A 15,671-nucleotide genomic window follows, 5' to 3' on the forward strand; every position below is an offset into this window, starting at 1 on the left:
GCAAGTTGGTCCCACCCCTTCCCATCCCGAACAGGACCGTGAAACAACTTTGCGCCGATGATAGTGCTGCAACCAGTGTGAAAGTAGGTTATTGTCAGGCTTGTTATTCGAAAAAACCCCAATCGGTAATCCGGTTGGGGTTTTTTTACGTCTGCTACTTTTGCAAACCACGTTGGTCGGTGGGTCGGGTAGGTCGGATTAGGCCCTTCGGGCCGTAATCCGACAACATTGTTGGCGGCACAATATGGTTAGCGTCAGCGGTGTTGTCGGATTACGCGCTGCGCGCTAATCCGACCTACGCGCCAATTCGATTGGCGTGATGATTCGATTGGCGTGATAATCCGACCGACGCATCATCCAATAATCCGACAATAGCCCGTTTTAACTCCCCCGATAAGTCGAATACGACCACGGCGACACCACCAGCGGCACATGATAATTCTCATCGGTATGGGCAATGCCGAAAGCCAGCGTGACCAGGTCGATAAAGCGCGGCGACGGCAGTTGTACGCCCTGGCCGGCAAAGTAGTCGCCGGCGTTGAAGACCAGTTCATACTGCCCTGCTTTCATGCTGTCGCCTTCGAGCAGCGGCGTGCTGCAGCGGCCGTCCATATTGGTCACATCCATCTTCAGCAGGACCTTGCCTTCCGGCGCTACCGAAAACAGCGCCACCTTGACGCCAGCGCCTGGCCTGCCGTGGGCGATGTCGAGTACATGCGTGCTGAGTTTTCCCATTTGCTTTCCTATACGTTGAGGGTGAATGTGCTTATCGCACAAATCATATACCTGTGGCAGCGCGCGGCTATATGATTGAACCACTATTTCCTATTGGCGAGGCAGGCAGTTATGGGTACTGGCGACAACTATCCGCGCGATCTGGTCGGCTACGGCCGCCGGCCACCGCATCCGCAATGGCCCGGCAAGGCCAGGATTGCGCTGCAGTTCGTGCTCAACTATGAAGAGGGCGGTGAAAACTGCGTGCTGCATGGCGACGCCGCTTCGGAAACGTTTTTATCTGAAATCATTGGCGCCGCTGCCTTTCCGGCGCGTCACATGAGCATGGAGTCGATTTATGAATATGGCTCGCGTGCCGGACTGTGGCGTTTGCTGCGCATGTTCGAAGAGCGCAAGCTGCCGCTGACGGTGTTTGGCGTGTCGATGGCCCTGCAGCGCAATCCGGAAGCGGTCGCCGCGTTCCAGCAGCTCGGCCACGAGATAGCCTGCCATGGTCTGCGCTGGATTTCCTATCAGAATATGGACGAGGCAAGCGAGCGCGAGCATATGCGCGAGGCTGTGCAGATTATCCGTGAGCTGACCGGCTCGGCGCCGCAAGGCTGGTATACCGGGCGCGACTCGCCCAACACCCGCCGTCTGGTAGTCGAGCATGGCGGCTTTCGCTATGACGCCGATTATTATGGCGACGATTTGCCGTTCTGGCAGCCGGTCGCCTTTACCGATGCCGCCGGCAAACCTGCGGTCCAACAGCAGCTGATCGTGCCCTACACGCTCGATACCAATGATATGCGTTTTGCGGCGATGCAAGGTTTTAACTCGGGTACGCAGTTTTTTGACTATCTGAAAGATGCGTTTGACGTGCTGTATGCGGAAGGCGATCCGAACGGATTGAACCAGCCCAAGATGCTGTCGGTCGGCCTGCATTGCCGGCTGGTCGGACGGCCCGCGCGTGCGGCGGCACTGGCGCGTTTCCTTGACTATGTGCAGCAGCATGAACAAGTTTGGATTACGCGCCGCATTGATATTGCCGAGCACTGGCACGTCCATCATCCCTGCCAGGCATGACGCTATTGATCAATCGTGATAAGTAAAATCAGCCTTTGCATATAGTTGTATGGTGTGCCGGTGTTAATCTGCACCACTGAACACGAACGAGGCCAGCATGTCAGATCCGATCCGCTTTTATTACCGTGGTGCCGTACAGGAAGTGTCAAATGCGGCAACCACACAGACTGTGCTGCAGCATCTGCGCGAGGATTTGCATTGCACCGGCACCAAGGAAGGCTGCGCCGAAGGCGATTGCGGCGCCTGTACGGTGGTGGTCGGTAGCCTGGTCGATGGACAGGTCGAGCTGAAAACCGTTAACGCCTGTATCCAGTTGCTGCCGGCACTCGATGGCAAGGCGCTGTTTTCCGTGGAAGACCTGCAGCAGCACGACGGCGCCTTGCATCCGGTACAGCAGGCGCTGGTGGAATGCCACGCTTCGCAATGCGGCTTTTGCACGCCCGGCTTTGCCATGTCGCTGTGGGGTATGTATCTGAAGAAAGAGGGCGCGGCACCAACGCGCTGCGAGATCGACGATGGCCTGTCCGGCAATCTGTGCCGCTGCACCGGCTATCGTCCGATTATCGACGCGGCCAGGCGCATGAGCGAGTTGCCCGCCGTCAGTTTTGACCGCCAGGCGCTGGCGCAGCAACTGCAGGCGCTGCAGCGTGATCGTCTGATGACCTATGACTATGCAGGCCAGCAATTTCATGCGCCGCGCACTGTGGCCGAACTGGCGCAGCTGCGTGCCGACAAGTCCCAAGCCTGCCTGCTGGCCGGCTCCACCGATGTTGGCTTGTGGATCACCAAGCAATTACGCGAGCTGAAAGAAATCATCTATCTGGGCAATATCGCCGAGCTGAAAGCCATCACGGTCGCTGACGGCCAACTGGAGATCGGCGCCGGCGCCAGCCTGAACGATGCCTATGCGGCGCTGTGCCAGCATTATCCGGAGCAATTGTCGGAACTGTGGCAACGCTTTGCTTCCCTGCCGATACGCAATGCCGGCACGCTGGGCGGCAATGTCGCCAATGGCTCGCCGATCGGTGACTCGATGCCGTGGCTGATCGCGCTGGGTGCACAGATCGTCCTGGGCAGTATTGCCGGCCAGCGTGTGATGCCGCTGGAGAATTTTTACCTTGGCTACCAGAAGAAAGACCTGCAGCCGACGGAATTCGTGCAAGCCTTGCGCGTGCCGTTGCCACGCGTGAACGTGCAGTTCCGTACCTACAAACTGGCCAAGCGTTTTGACCAGGATATTTCAGCCGTCTGCGCCGCGTTTGCCTTGACGCTTGAGGGCGAACAGATTATTGAAGCGCGCATCGCGTTTGGCGGCATGGCGGCCACACCCCAGCGCGCCACGCAAACCGAAACATTCCTGTGTGGCCAAGCCTGGACGGAAGACAATCTGGTGATTGCCATGGGCTTGCTGCGCGACGACTATGCGCCGCTGTCGGACATGCGGGCCTCCGGCAACTATCGCATGACGACCGCGCAAAACCTGTTGCGCCGCTTCTGGCTGGAAACGCGCCGCACTGCACCGCTGCAGCGCATTGAATTGAACGCCTACGCTTGCCGCGCCTGAAAGGAAACAGTATGAACCATCCTCTCATGCCCGGCATGCAGGCCTTGCAGGCAGCTGACTGGAGCGCCGTCGGCAAGCCCAGCGCACATGAATCGGCGCAGCTGCATGTGCTGGGCCAGGCCACTTATACCGATGATATCGTCGAACTGCAGGGCACTTTGCATGCGGCGCTGGGGCTGTCGCAAAAGGCGCATGCGCGCATCACTGCCATGGATTTGTCGGCCGTGCGCGCGGCGCGCGGCGTGCTCGCTGTGTACACGGCCCAGGATATTCCGGGTACCAACGATTGCGGCCCGATTATTCATGACGACCCCATCCTCGCTGACGGCCTGGTGCAGTATGTGGGCCAGCCACTGTTCCTGGTAGTGGCCGACAGTCACGATCACGCGCGCCGTGCCGCGCGCCTGGCGCAGGTCAGCTATGAAGAACTGCCGGCGATACTGACCCCGCAGGCGGCCAAGGCCGCGCAGTCTTATGTGCTGCCGCCAATGCGGCTGGCGCGCGGCGACGCAGCGGCTGCGTTTGCCACAGCGCCGCATAGCGTGCGCGGGCAGCTGTTTGTGGGCGGCCAGGAACAGTTTTATCTGGAAGGCCAGATTGCCTATGCCATTCCAAAGGAAGGGCAGGGCATGCAGGTGCTGTGCTCGACCCAGCATCCGAGCGAAATGCAGCATGTAGTCGCCCATGCGCTGGGCTTGCATTCACATCATGTGGCGGTGGAGTGCCGTCGCATGGGCGGTGGTTTTGGCGGCAAGGAGTCGCAGTCGGCCCTGTGGGCGGCGGCTGCCGCGATTGCCGCTGCCAGGCTGAAGCGTCCGGTCAAGCTGCGCGCCGACCGCGACGACGATATGCTGGTCACCGGCAAGCGCCATTGTTTTTATTACGAGTACGAAGTTGCTTATGACGACCAGGGCAAGATACTGGCAGCGCGCGTCGACATGACGCTACGCGCCGGCTATTCGGCCGACCTGTCGGGCCCGGTGGCCACGCGCGCCGTCTGCCACTTCGACAATGCTTACTACCTGTCGGATGTCGACATCCGCGCCGCCTGCGGCAAGACCAATACCCAGTCGAACACGGCGTTTCGCGGTTTTGGCGGGCCGCAGGGCGCGATTGCCATCGAGTACGCCATCGATGAAATCGCCCGCCACTTGCGGCGCGACGCACTCGATATCCGCCTGCTCAACCTGTACGGCCGCGATGGCGAGGACGGCCGCAACGTCACACCCTACGGCCAGGTCATCGTCGACAATGTGCTGCCTGAACTGATGGCCGAACTCGAAGCGAGCAGCGACTATCGCGCGCGCCGCCTTGCCATCGATGCCTGGAACGAAGCCAGTCCGGTGCTGAAAAAAGGCCTGGCGTTGACGCCGTTGAAATTCGGCATTGCGTTCAATGTCACGCACCTGAACCAGGCTGGCGCGCTGGTGCATGTGTATGTCGATGGCTCGGTACTGGTCAATCATGGCGGCACGGAAATGGGGCAGGGCATCCATACCAAGGTGCTGCAAGTGGTGGCGCATGAGCTGGGGTTGGACCTGGAACGCGTGCGCATTACCGCCACCGATACCAGCAAGGTGGCCAATACCTCGGCTACCGCCGCCTCGACCGGCGCCGACCTCAATGGCAAGGCCGCGCAGGATGCGGCGCGCCAGATCCGGGAACGTCTGGCCGCATATGCGGTCAAACACCATGGCGGCGTGGCCGAAGAGGTGCGCTTTTTCAGTAACCGGATTCATGTGAACGGCCAGGCGCTGCCGTTCGAGCAGGTGGTGCAGCAGGCGTATCTGGCGCGCGTGCAGTTATGGTCCGATGGCTACTATGCCACGCCAGGCTTGTCGTGGGATGCCAAGACCATGACCGGCCACCCGTTTAGCTATTACGCGTATGGCGCGGCCGTAGCCGAAGTGGTGGTCGATACCTTGACAGGCGAATGGAAGCTGCTGCGCGCCGACGCCCTGTATGACGCGGGGCAGTCGCTCAATCCTGCCATCGATATCGGCCAGGTGGAAGGTGCGTTTATCCAGGGCATGGGCTGGCTCACTACCGAGCAGCTGTGGTGGAACGAGGCGGGCAAACTGATGACGCACGCGCCCTCGACTTACAAGATACCGGGCATTTCCGATTGCCCCGAAGATTTTCGCGTGCAGTTGTTCCAGAACCGCAATGTGGAAGACAGCATCCACCGTTCCAAGGCGGTGGGCGAGCCGCCGCTGCTGCTGCCGTTTTCTGTGTTTTTTGCCATACGCGACGCCGTCTCCAGCGTGGCCGGCCATGCGGTGCAGCCGCCATTGAATGCGCCAGCCACCAGCGAGGAAATCCTCAAGGCGGTAATGGCGGTGCAGGCCGCTGGCGCGAGGCCGGCATGAGCGACTGGCTCAGTGCGCTCAGTACGATTTCCGGCGAAGCGCCAGATTCGATTCTGGTGACAGTAGCCATGGTTGAAGGTTCCGGCCCGCGTGCAGCGGGGGCAAAAATGCGTGTGGGCCTGCATGGCCAGGTCGATACCATCGGCGGTGGCCATCTGGAGCTGCGCGCCGTGGAGATCGCCAAGACCATGCTGATGACGGGCGACACAGCTACCCGCATCGAGCGCCTGGCGCTGGGACCCAGCCTTGGACAATGCTGTGGCGGCGTGGTCTATCTGGCCTTTGAAGCAGTCCATGCCGGTACGCCATGGTGGCAACAGTTGCAACAGCGCCGCCAGCAAGACAGCTGGCGCGTCAGCGCCGTGGGCGCTCAAGCAACAGCGCTCCACGATGCCGATGGCGCATGGCTGGCCGGTTCGTCCTTGGGCTCGCCGCAAAGTTTTTCACGCGAGCGTGGCACGCATCTGATGCACGATGCCGCAGGCCGGCGGTGGCTGGTCGACGCCTGCCTGGCGCCGCGCGCGCACCTGGTTTTGTTTGGCGCCGGCCATGTGGGCGCCGCCATCTTGCGTGCGCTGGCGCATTTGCCGTGCACGGTGAGTTGGGTCGATGAACGCGAGGACATGTTCCCCGCGCAAATACCGGATAATGCACGGGTGATTGCCAGCGACATGCCCGAAGAACAGGTTGCACTGGCACCGCCGGGCGCCAGTTTCCTGGTCATGACACACAGCCATGCACTGGACCAGCGCTTGACGCAGGCTATCATGGCGCGCGACGATGCCGGCTGGTTCGGCCTGATTGGCTCGCTGACCAAGCGGCGCCAGTTCGAACATCGCCTGCGCGCGCGCGGCGTGGCTGAACAGCGCATCGCCGCCATGGTCTGTCCGATCGGCGTGCCCGGTATCAAAGGCAAGGAGCCGGCCGTGATTGCCGCCTCGGTGGCCTGCCAGTTATTGCAGGTATGGGAAGCTGCCGCCGATGCCGCTCATGTCGCCCCGTCAGCGCCGCGACAGCAGCGCGCAATTTATTCAATATAGAAAGAAGTCATGTCGATCGTCCCTGCCTCCGTGCAAGCTTACCGTGCCAGCTTGCTGCACTTTCACGCCGATCCGGCCTTCAGCCCCGATGCGCATGCCTGGCACCAGGATGGCTTGCTGATCGTGGCCGATGGCAAGGTGCTCGCTGCCGGCGACTATGCGCAACTGCTTGCCACGGTGCCACCGGGCTGCGACGTGGTCGACTATCGCGGCAAGATGATCGTGCCCGGCTTTATTGATACCCACGTGCATTTTCCACAGACGGAAATGATCGCCTCGCCAGCACCGGGCCTGCTGCCATGGCTGGAAACTTATACCTTCCCCACTGAACGCGCGTTTGAAGACCCGCTGCACGCGCGCGATGTGGCCGAATTTTTCCTCGATGAGCTGCTGCGCTGCGGCACCACCACCGCCATGGTGTATGGCAGCGTGCATGCGCAATCGGTCGATGCGTTTTTTGCCGCCAGCGAAGCGCGCGGCCTGCGCATGGTGGCGGGCAAGGTGATGATGGACCGCAATTGTCCCGAGTTCCTGCGCGATACGGCCGAATCGAGCGCGCGCGATACCGAAGCGCTGATCGGCCGCTGGCACAAGCGCGGCCGTTCGCTGTACGCCATTACGCCGCGCTTCGTGCCCACTTCCAGCGATCAGCAGATGCACCTGGCAGGAGAACTGGCGCGTGCTTATCCCGACACCTTCCTGCAGACCCATGTATCGGAAAACCAGGATGAATGCCGTTGGGTCCATCAGCTCCATCCGCAGTCGCGCAGCTATCTCGATGTCTATGACCAGTACGGCATGCTGCGACCGCGCGCCATGTATGGCCACTGCATCTGGCTTGACGAGCACGACCGCGCGCGCATGGCTGAAACGGGCGCGGCCGCTGCCATCTGTCCGACCTCGAACCTGTTTCTCGGCAGCGGCCTGTTTGATTTCGAGCAGGCCGATGCGGCGCGCATGATGATGTCGCTGGCCACCGACGTGGGTGGCGGCACTTCGTTCTCAATGTTGCAAACCATGAACGAAGCCTATAAAGTAGCACGCTTGAAAGGCAGCTACCTGCCTGCCTTGCGCATGTTTTACCTGGCAACGCTGGGTGCGGCGCGGGCCATGCAGCTTGAAGGCACGCTGGGCAATTTCAGTGTCGGCGCGGAAGCGGATTTCATCGTGCTTGACCAGAAGGCAACGCCCTTGCTGGAACGCCGCACGGCCGGTTGCCAGAGCCTTGAAGAGCTGCTGTTTGCGCTGGCGCTGCTGGGCGATGACCGCGTGGTGGCGGCCACCTATTCCGGTGGCGCGTGCGTCCATGTGCGGCAGCAGTAGCGCCTGTTTCGTCCGACTACCTTATCCTGATCGAGAGTGCTGATGCAAAAACAACTCACTGGCGTCGCGCTGGCCATGGCGCTGACCATTCCGCTGGCTTTCTCCGCTACTGCCCAGGCAGCCAAACCGGCTGGCAACAGCAATGAAGCAGCCACGGCGCGCCATTTCGCCGCCCTGGTGGCAGGCAGCACGCCGAAGACGGCCGAACTGAGCCTGTTTTTTTCCATGATGCCCAAGGGCGGCGACCTGCATCACCATTACTCGGGTGCCATCTATGCCGAGCAGTTCCTGGACTGGGTCGACAAGGAAAACTACTGCGTCAACAAGAGCACCTACCGGATTGAAAGCAACAAGGACGTGGTGGCGGCCGAGCGCGCCAAGCCGGCCGGCCAGCGCAGCTGCCTGTCGTCCGGCGAAGTGTTTGCCGATGCCGGCCTGTACGCCGAACTGCTGCAGCGCTGGTCGACCAAGGATTTCTACAATCACAGCGGCCTGCAGACGCCGCCTGACCGGACCTTTTTTGACACCTTCGGCTATTTCGGCCCGGTTGCCTCCACCAATACGGCCGAAGGCCTGCAAACGCTCAAGCAGCGCGCGATTGCCGAAAACCTCAGCTATATCGAAACGATCTTCGAGCTGTCGCCGTTTGTCTCGAATGCGCAGTTCGACCAGCAGGTATTAAAGCCGGGCTTGCCTTCGGCGCAGTTGCAGGCCGTGCTGGCCAACTGGACTGAGCAGCTGGAGCAGGATGCGTCGTTCCAGAAAAGCGTGACTGCCTACAACGACAATGTAAATACCAGCAGCGCCGGCATCGACGACGCCAGCTTTACCATGCGCTACCAGGCTTATGTGCTGCGCTTCCTGTCGCCGTCACAAGTGTATTCGTCGATGCTCGCTGCTTTCAAGGCGGCCAGCCTCAATCCGCTGGTGGTGGGCGTCAATATCGTGGGCCAGGAAAGCGTCAATATTTCCATGCGCGACTACAGCCTGCATATGGAGATGTTCAAGTTCCTCAAGGCGAAGTATCCAAACGTCAAGATTGCGCTGCACGCGGGCGAGCTGGCGCTGGGCATGGTGCCGCCTGAAGGCATGAGTTTCCATATTGCCGAAGCGGTCGAGGTGGCCGGCGCCAACCGTATCGGTCACGGCATGGATATCGCGTATGAAACCAATGCGCTGGCGACCATGCAGAAGATGCGCGAGCGCGGTATTCCCGTGGAAGTCAATCTGACCAGCAACGACTATATCCTGGGCGTCAAGGGCCAGGCCCACCCGATTACGCTGTACCGCAAGTACGGCGTGCCGTTCGTGATCTCCACCGATGACGCCGGCGTCTCGCGCAACACTTTGTCAAACGAGTACGTATTGTTTGCCAGCCAGTACAAGACCGACTACGCAGAAGTGAAAAAGCTGTCGTTTAACAGCCTGCGCTATTCTTTCCTGGCTGAGGCGGATAAACAACGTTTGCTCAAGGCGCTTGAAGGGCGTTTTGCCAAATTCGAAGCGGCCATCGCGGCAGCCGACCAGGCTGCCAAAAAGCAACAACCGTAAGTCCTTCTTCAGTCTTCACTGACTGTCTTCACGCAGCCGGCAAGCGCCGGCTGCGCTGTCTTTTCCGTGATGTTTTCCTGATAATTTTGTGGCGACGAAGCGACACAATCCCGGGCATATCCGCGTCTTTTACTTTTTTCGAAGATGAAACAATTTCAAGCACATAGTGCTCACTTATAATTTCGCGCCATAGACCCGCCGCCTTCTCAGAGCGTGTTTTTTGCATGCAACTTCACTGTCATTTATATTTTTATTGTCTTAATAATTAAAATAAAACGTATTTGTCATCCATTTTTCGATGATGCATAGTGAGATGGAGTCATGGTAAAAAGTCACAATTTTGGTTGTTGGCAAGAGCTACAAGCGGGTATTTGCAAGAGATTTATGTGACAAACAGAGTGAAATTCGAGCGCATCGACAAATGTGTCGAAATCCAACGATGGTCACAACCGTGTCACAGTCTTGAAATATTTAACAATTACACTCTCGGCTTGGTCGGTTTGGCCGGTTCATGCCGGGAGCTGCATGTCACAGGAGCTAGCGCCTTGTGACAGTGGGATGACAGCCTCGGGCGTCGTCCAGTTTTGCTTGAATATCGATGACTGTGGCAGCCATGGAAACATCAGTGCCGCCGGCCCCGTCAAGGCTGGCAGCCGTTACCAGCCGGTGTAACAGTTGCAGCATAGTAAAGAGGAAATGTTGTGTTTGTGTTGCTGTGCGGCGCAGCCGGGCAGTGAGGCAATCACCGTATTTTCAAAAATAATAGTCTTTTTTGGGGTTACAAGATGATCAATCACAAACGACTTCGGCTGACGCAAATCGCGTTAAGCCTGTCTATCGCACTGGCGGCCGCACCATCGTTCGCACAGAATACGACATCCTCGATTGGCGGACGCATTTCCTCCACCGATGGCCAGCCAGCCTCCGGCGCTCAAGTGAATATCGTTCACGTTGAGTCCGGCTCGGCCAGCAACGTGACTACCGATGCGGAAGGCCGTTACGTTGCGCGCGGCCTGCGTGCCGGTGGTCCTTACACCATTACCATTACCAAAAATGGCCAGGTTGAAAAACGCGAAGGCGTGTATATCGCGCTGGCCGAAACGGCTAACGTCGACGCCACGCTGGGCGCTGAGATGCAAGTGGTGAAAGTAAACACCAATGCTATTCGCAACCAGGTTTTCAATCGTACCAACATGGGAGCCGGCACCAATATCGGCCCGACCGAACTGGCGACCCAGGCATCGATCTCGCGCAGCCTGCAAGACTACGCCCGTGCCGACCCACGCTTGTCGCAAACCGACAAAGAGCGCGGTGAAATTTCCGTTGCCGGCCAAAACTCGCGCTACAACTCGATGACGATTGACGGCGTGGCCGTGAACGACACGTTCGGTCTGGAAGCATCGGGTACCGCCACCGGCAAGCAGCCGATCTCGATCGAGGCGATCCAGTCGGTGCAGGTCAACGTTGCCAACTACGACGTGACGCAAAAAGGCTACACCGGCGCGAACGTCAACGCCGTGACCAAATCGGGTACCAACAAGGTCAAGGGCAGCGTTTATTACACGTTCCGTAACGACAGCACCGCTGGTGACCGTTTTAACAGCACGAACGACACCTACTACGCGCCGCCAAAATCGAAAGACACCACCAAGGGTATTACCCTGGGCGGCCCGCTGATCGAAGACAAGTTGTTCCTGTTTGCCAACTACGAAAAGACCTCCAGTTCGCGCGGCGCGCCAGCGTTCGGTCCTGTCGGCAGCGCACAGACTAACGTTGCCATTACCCAGGCCGCGATCGACAGCGCAATTGCCATTGCCAAGAATAATTACGGCATCGATGCCGGTACGTCGGCAGTGCCTTCCGGCTCCGAATTCACGGCGACGGAAAAGCTGCTCAAACTGGACTGGAATCTGACCGATACCCAGCGCCTGATGCTGCGTTACACCAAAACCGAGCAGTCCGAGCCGATCTATACCGGTTTCTCGGGTACCGGTCTGTCGCTGAGCTCGTACTGGTATGACCAGAACAAGAGCCTGGAAACGCTGGTAGGCCAATGGACCGCCGAGTGGACCCCAACCTTCTCGACCGAAGTCAAAGTTTCGTCGCGCGACTATGACAGCGTGCCGCGCAACAACGCTTATCTGCCGTCAATCGGCCTGCAGTTCAGCGGCGCATTGCCAGCTGGCGCACCGGCTAGTCTGGCTACCGGTAACCGCTTCCTCAATTTCGGTACCGAACAGAGTCGTCAGCGCAACATTCTGGGCACCAAAACCAAGGATTTCTACGCAGCCGGCACCTGGTCGCTGGGCGACCATGAAGTCAAGTTCGGTACCGACTACAGCAAGAACGACATCTACAATGCCTTCCTGCAAAACGTCAATGGTAACTACACGTTTGGCTGTATCAACAGCAGCGCAACGGTAGCCTACTCGTTCGGCGCCATCAACTGCGGCGCGACCACGACGACGGCGGCGCAAATCCAGGCAGCCGTGCTGGAAAACTTCAGCCGTGGCCGTCCTAGCTCGTACACCTACCAGGTGCCACAAGCTGGCCGTACGCTCGATGACGCGGTTGCAACGTTCTCGCTGAAAAACATCGGCCTGTTCCTGCAAGATACATGGGAAGTCAACAAGCAGCTGACGCTGACGGCCGGCCTGCGCGTCGATGGCACCCGTATCGGTGAAAAGCCGATCTACAACGCCCGTGCAGCAGAGGCAACCATCGCCCGTACCACGCCAACCGGTCGCCAGACCGGCGGCTTCGGTATCGATAACTCGCACACCATTGATGGCGAGAATCTGTATCAGCCACGCTTTGGCTTCAACTACAAGCTCGAGTCGGCACGTCCGACCCAGGTGCGTGGTGGTTTCGGCCTGTTCCAGGGCGCAGCCATGAGCGTCTGGCTGGGTAATCCATACCAGAATACCGGTATGGCAACGCAGAACATTACCTGCACCTCGTCGGCCGGCACCTGCCCGACCACCGATGGTTTCTTCAATCCAGATCCGACCAAGCAGCCAACGAGCGTGCCTGCAGTGATTCCTGCGATGAAGGTTGATGCCCTGAGCAATGATCTGGCCCAGCCTTCGGTGTGGAAAGCCAACCTGGCCATCGAACATGAACTGCCATGGATGGGTCTGATTGTCAGCGCTGAGTACCTGCGCTTCCAAACCAAGAGCGCGATCTATTACGAAGAGCTGAACATGGGTGCGCCAACGGCGACCGGCAGCGACGGTCGTCCTCTGTACTACGGTCCTAACGCCTACAATGCCGCTTGCTGGAATTCCAACGGCAGCCTTATCGGCGGCGCTAGTTGCAGCGCCTTGACCAAGGCCGGCAGCAATGCGGCGTTTGGCCAGGTACTGATGGCTAAAAATACCGACAAGGGCGAGTCGAATGTCGTGACCCTGTCGGTGCGCAGCCCGACCCGTGACGGCCTGTCGTGGGGTTCGTCGTACACCTATACCGACGGCACGGAAGTGTCGCCACTGACGTCGTCGACCTCGAGCTCGAACTGGGGTGGTCGCGCCGTGTTCAATCCGAACGAAAACGTGGCGTCGAACTCGAACTACCTGGTCAAGGACCGCTTTACCGCCAACGTCAACTGGACCAAGCGTTTCTTCGGCGAATACAAGACCACTTTCGGTCTGTTCTATGAAGGCCGCAGCGGCAAGCCGTACAGCTGGACCATCAACAACGACCTGAATGGTGACGGCCTGGCTGGTAACGACCTGATGTACATTCCTAGCGCGCCAGGTTCGGGCGAAGTGGTGTTTGCCGGTGCCACGCCAGCAGCACGCGCTGCCAACGAGGCAGCGTTCTGGAAAGTGGTCAACGCCAATGGCGACCTGCGTAAAGCCAAGGGTGGCGTCATCGGACGTAACGAAAGCTTTGCTCCATGGACCAACAGCTTTGACGTGCGCATGAGCCAGGAAGTGCCAGGCTTCTTCAAGGGTAACAAAGGCATCCTGACTTTCGATATCCTGAACTTCGGCAACCTGCTGAACCGCAAATGGGGCCGCATTGATGAAGTGGGCTTCCAGAGTGCAGGCGGCCAGGTACGCAGCTTCGTTGACTATGTCGGTATGCAAAACGGCAAGTATGTGTACAACACCCGTGCGGTCGTGGAAGGCCTGGAAACGCGTCAGGTCAAAGGCGAATCGCAATGGGCACTGCAGGCAACCGTCAAATACGAATTCTGATTCGTGATGACAGCGTAGCTGCAAACTGAAAAACGGCTGGTGGCGACACCAGCCGTTTTTTTATTGCGCAAGATGGTTTACCCTTTCCCTTTTTCTCCAGAGTAAAAAATCCATGGTCCACTTACCACGTACCCCATTGGCACAGGCCGCCCTGATCATGAGTCTGGCTGTGCTGGGCGGTTGCGCTACCGCGCCACGCGCGCCGGTCGACATCAATCTGGTCGCGCTCAATGATTTCCACGGCAATCTCGACAGCAGCAAATTTACCTATATCAGCGTGGCCGATCCGGCGCGCAAGGTGACGGTGCAGGCCGGCGGCATCGATGTGCTGTCCGGGGCGCTCAAGGCCTGGCGCAAGGATGACGCGCAGCTGATTTTTGTCGGCAATGGCGACCTGGTCGGCGCCAGCCCGGCCATGTCGGCGCTGTGGGCGGACGAACCGAGCATCGTGGCCATGAATATGCTGGGCATGAAAGCCAGTTCGGTCGGTAACCATGAATTTGACCAGGGCAAGGCGGAGTTGCTGCGCCAGCAGCGCGGCGGCTGCGAGTCGTTGCGCGCCGACAAGGCCTGCAAATATGCACCTGATTTTGCCGGCGCCAGCTACACCTATATGGCCGCCAACGTGATCGACAGCCAGACCGGCAAGCCGCTGCTGCCAGCCTATCGCATCGAAGAAGCGAATGGCGTGAAGGTGGGCCTGATCGGCGCCGTGCTGAAAGATACGCCATCGGTGGTGACGGTCGCTGGTATTGCCGGCCTGCAGTTTATCGATGAAGCCGACGCCATCAACGCCACCTTGCCGGCGCTGCGCGCGCAGGGCGTCGGCGTATTCGTGGTGCTGCTGCATCAGGGCGGCGAAACGAAGGAATATGTCGACCAGCCCGATTGCAGCGCGCTCAAGGGCGATGTGGTCGATGTCGTCAAACGGCTCGATCCGGCCATCCGCGTGGTGGTCAGCGGCCATTCTCACCAGGGCTATCTGTGCCGCGTCGATGGCCGGCTGGTGACGCAGGCGCAGATGGGCGGGCATATGATGACGCGCATCAAGCTGCGCGTGGATCCGGGCAAGAATGCGCTGATCGATGCCCAGGCACAAAACGTGGTGATGCTGCCTGGCGTCTATGAGCCTGACCCGGCGGTCAGCGCCTATCTGGCGGCGGTCAAGCAGCGCAGTGCGGCCGAGCTGTCGCGTCCGGTGGCGAAAATTGCCGTGCCGCTGGTCGGGCGCAGCACCAAGGGCAGCGGCGAGTCGGCGCTGGGCGACCTGGTGGCAGACAGCACGCTGTTTGGCGCGCGTGCTGCCGGTGCGCAAATTGGCCTGATGAATAATGGCGGCATCCGCAAGGACCTGGAGTCGGACGCCGATCTGATGACCAATGTCGGCCAGAACCAGGCGGTGGTTCCGTTTGGCAATACCCTGATCGTGGTCAGCCTGTCCGGCGCGCAAATCCGCACGCTGCTTGAGCAGCAGTGGCCGGGCGCCGAGGCCGATGAAGGCAATCTGCTGCAGGTGTCGGAAGGCTTTTCATATCGCTGGGACAGCACCAAGCCGCAAGGCCAGCGCGTGGTCGCGGGCAGCATTATGCTCAATGGAAAACCTGTCGATGAACAGCAACAGTACCGCGTGGCGGCCAACAGTTTTCTGGCCGGCGGCGGCGACCGCTTTACCGTACTGGCCAACGGCACGCGCCGCCTGGACACCGGCGTGCGCGATATCGATGCCTTCAGCGATTACCTGATCGAGCGCGCGCGCGCCGGCAAGCCGGCCGGCAGCAGCGCCGCGCTGGGCCGCATCTTGCGCGTCAAATAACAGCAAAGG

General features: G+C 59.6%; 10 protein-coding genes and 1 rRNA gene. 9 read left to right on the plus strand and 2 right to left on the minus strand.

Features of this window, described 5'->3' with window-relative positions:
• A 5S ribosomal RNA gene (gene rrf / locus GCM43_RS13865) occupies positions 1–100 on the plus strand; the annotation flags it as partial.
• Positions 101–381: 281 nt separating this feature from the next.
• On the opposite strand, the gene uraH is transcribed toward rrf, so the two are convergent.
• A complete protein-coding gene (uraH, locus tag GCM43_RS13870; protein WP_152245238.1) occupies positions 382–735 on the minus strand; it encodes a hydroxyisourate hydrolase in 354 nt (117 codons plus the stop codon).
• A 111-nt stretch (positions 736–846) separates the two neighbouring features.
• Here uraH and puuE point away from each other — a divergent pair, with 111 nt between their 5' ends.
• The 6 genes from puuE (at position 847) to GCM43_RS13900 (ending at position 9,647) form a co-directional block, all read left to right on the plus strand.
• The gene (gene puuE / locus GCM43_RS13875) at positions 847–1,800 is read left to right on the plus strand and encodes an allantoinase PuuE (protein WP_152245240.1); all 954 of its coding nucleotides are present in this window, start codon (positions 847–849) and stop codon (positions 1,798–1,800) included.
• A 97-nt stretch (positions 1,801–1,897) separates the two neighbouring features.
• Positions 1,898–3,364: a xanthine dehydrogenase small subunit gene (gene xdhA / locus GCM43_RS13880; RefSeq protein WP_152245242.1), complete on the plus strand. Its 1,467-nt coding sequence runs from the start codon at positions 1,898–1,900 to the stop codon at positions 3,362–3,364.
• Between the two features lie 26 nt (positions 3,365–3,390).
• The gene (gene xdhB, locus GCM43_RS13885; RefSeq protein WP_413770957.1) at positions 3,391–5,733 is read left to right on the plus strand and encodes a xanthine dehydrogenase molybdopterin binding subunit; all 2,343 of its coding nucleotides are present in this window, start codon (positions 3,391–3,393) and stop codon (positions 5,731–5,733) included.
• Entirely contained in the window at positions 5,730–6,773 is a 1,044-nt protein-coding gene (gene xdhC, locus GCM43_RS13890; protein WP_152245246.1) for a xanthine dehydrogenase accessory protein XdhC, read from the plus strand. Before xdhB ends, xdhC begins: the two co-directional genes overlap by 4 nt.
• Positions 6,774–6,782: 9 nt before the next feature.
• A complete protein-coding gene (gene guaD / locus GCM43_RS13895; RefSeq protein ID WP_152245248.1) occupies positions 6,783–8,096 on the plus strand; it encodes a guanine deaminase in 1,314 nt (437 codons plus the stop codon).
• A 42-nt stretch (positions 8,097–8,138) separates the two neighbouring features.
• A complete protein-coding gene (locus GCM43_RS13900; protein WP_152245250.1) occupies positions 8,139–9,647 on the plus strand; it encodes an adenosine deaminase family protein in 1,509 nt (502 codons plus the stop codon).
• A 28-nt stretch (positions 9,648–9,675) separates the two neighbouring features.
• On the opposite strand, the gene GCM43_RS13905 is transcribed toward GCM43_RS13900, so the two are convergent.
• Complete coding sequence (locus tag GCM43_RS13905; RefSeq protein WP_152245252.1) at positions 9,676–9,873, minus strand: hypothetical protein; 198 nt, start codon at positions 9,871–9,873, stop codon at positions 9,676–9,678.
• A 559-nt stretch (positions 9,874–10,432) separates the two neighbouring features.
• Here GCM43_RS13905 and GCM43_RS13910 point away from each other — a divergent pair.
• Both GCM43_RS13910 and GCM43_RS13915 read left to right on the plus strand, forming a co-directional pair.
• Positions 10,433–13,849, plus strand: coding sequence for a TonB-dependent receptor (locus tag GCM43_RS13910; protein WP_152245254.1), 3,417 nt, complete (start codon positions 10,433–10,435; stop codon positions 13,847–13,849).
• Between the two features lie 112 nt (positions 13,850–13,961).
• Positions 13,962–15,662: a bifunctional metallophosphatase/5'-nucleotidase gene (locus GCM43_RS13915; protein WP_193315619.1), complete on the plus strand. Its 1,701-nt coding sequence runs from the start codon at positions 13,962–13,964 to the stop codon at positions 15,660–15,662.
• Positions 15,663–15,671: the final 9 nt, after the last annotated feature.

Source organism: Janthinobacterium aquaticum, assembly GCF_009208565.1.
Taxonomy (GTDB): Bacteria; Pseudomonadota; Gammaproteobacteria; order Burkholderiales; family Burkholderiaceae_D; genus Janthinobacterium.

What these genes read in the sequence shown, in the direction of transcription:
- GCM43_RS13915 (WP_193315619.1), top strand. Translation starts at nt 13,962, where the DNA reads ATGGTCCACTTACCACGTACCCCATTGGCACAGGCCGCCCTGATCATG.
- puuE (WP_152245240.1), top strand. Translation starts at nt 847, where the DNA reads ATGGGTACTGGCGACAACTATCCGCGCGATCTGGTCGGCTACGGCCGC.
- GCM43_RS13905 (WP_152245252.1), bottom strand. Translation starts at nt 9,873, where the DNA reads ATGCAAAAAACACGCTCTGAGAAGGCGGCGGGTCTATGGCGCGAAATT.
- xdhA (WP_152245242.1), top strand. Translation starts at nt 1,898, where the DNA reads ATGTCAGATCCGATCCGCTTTTATTACCGTGGTGCCGTACAGGAAGTG.
- guaD (WP_152245248.1), top strand. Translation starts at nt 6,783, where the DNA reads ATGTCGATCGTCCCTGCCTCCGTGCAAGCTTACCGTGCCAGCTTGCTG.
- GCM43_RS13900 (WP_152245250.1), top strand. Translation starts at nt 8,139, where the DNA reads ATGCAAAAACAACTCACTGGCGTCGCGCTGGCCATGGCGCTGACCATT.
- xdhC (WP_152245246.1), top strand. Translation starts at nt 5,730, where the DNA reads ATGAGCGACTGGCTCAGTGCGCTCAGTACGATTTCCGGCGAAGCGCCA.
- GCM43_RS13910 (WP_152245254.1), top strand. Translation starts at nt 10,433, where the DNA reads ATGATCAATCACAAACGACTTCGGCTGACGCAAATCGCGTTAAGCCTG.
- xdhB (WP_413770957.1), top strand. Translation starts at nt 3,391, where the DNA reads ATGCCCGGCATGCAGGCCTTGCAGGCAGCTGACTGGAGCGCCGTCGGC.
- uraH (WP_152245238.1), bottom strand. Translation starts at nt 735, where the DNA reads ATGGGAAAACTCAGCACGCATGTACTCGACATCGCCCACGGCAGGCCA.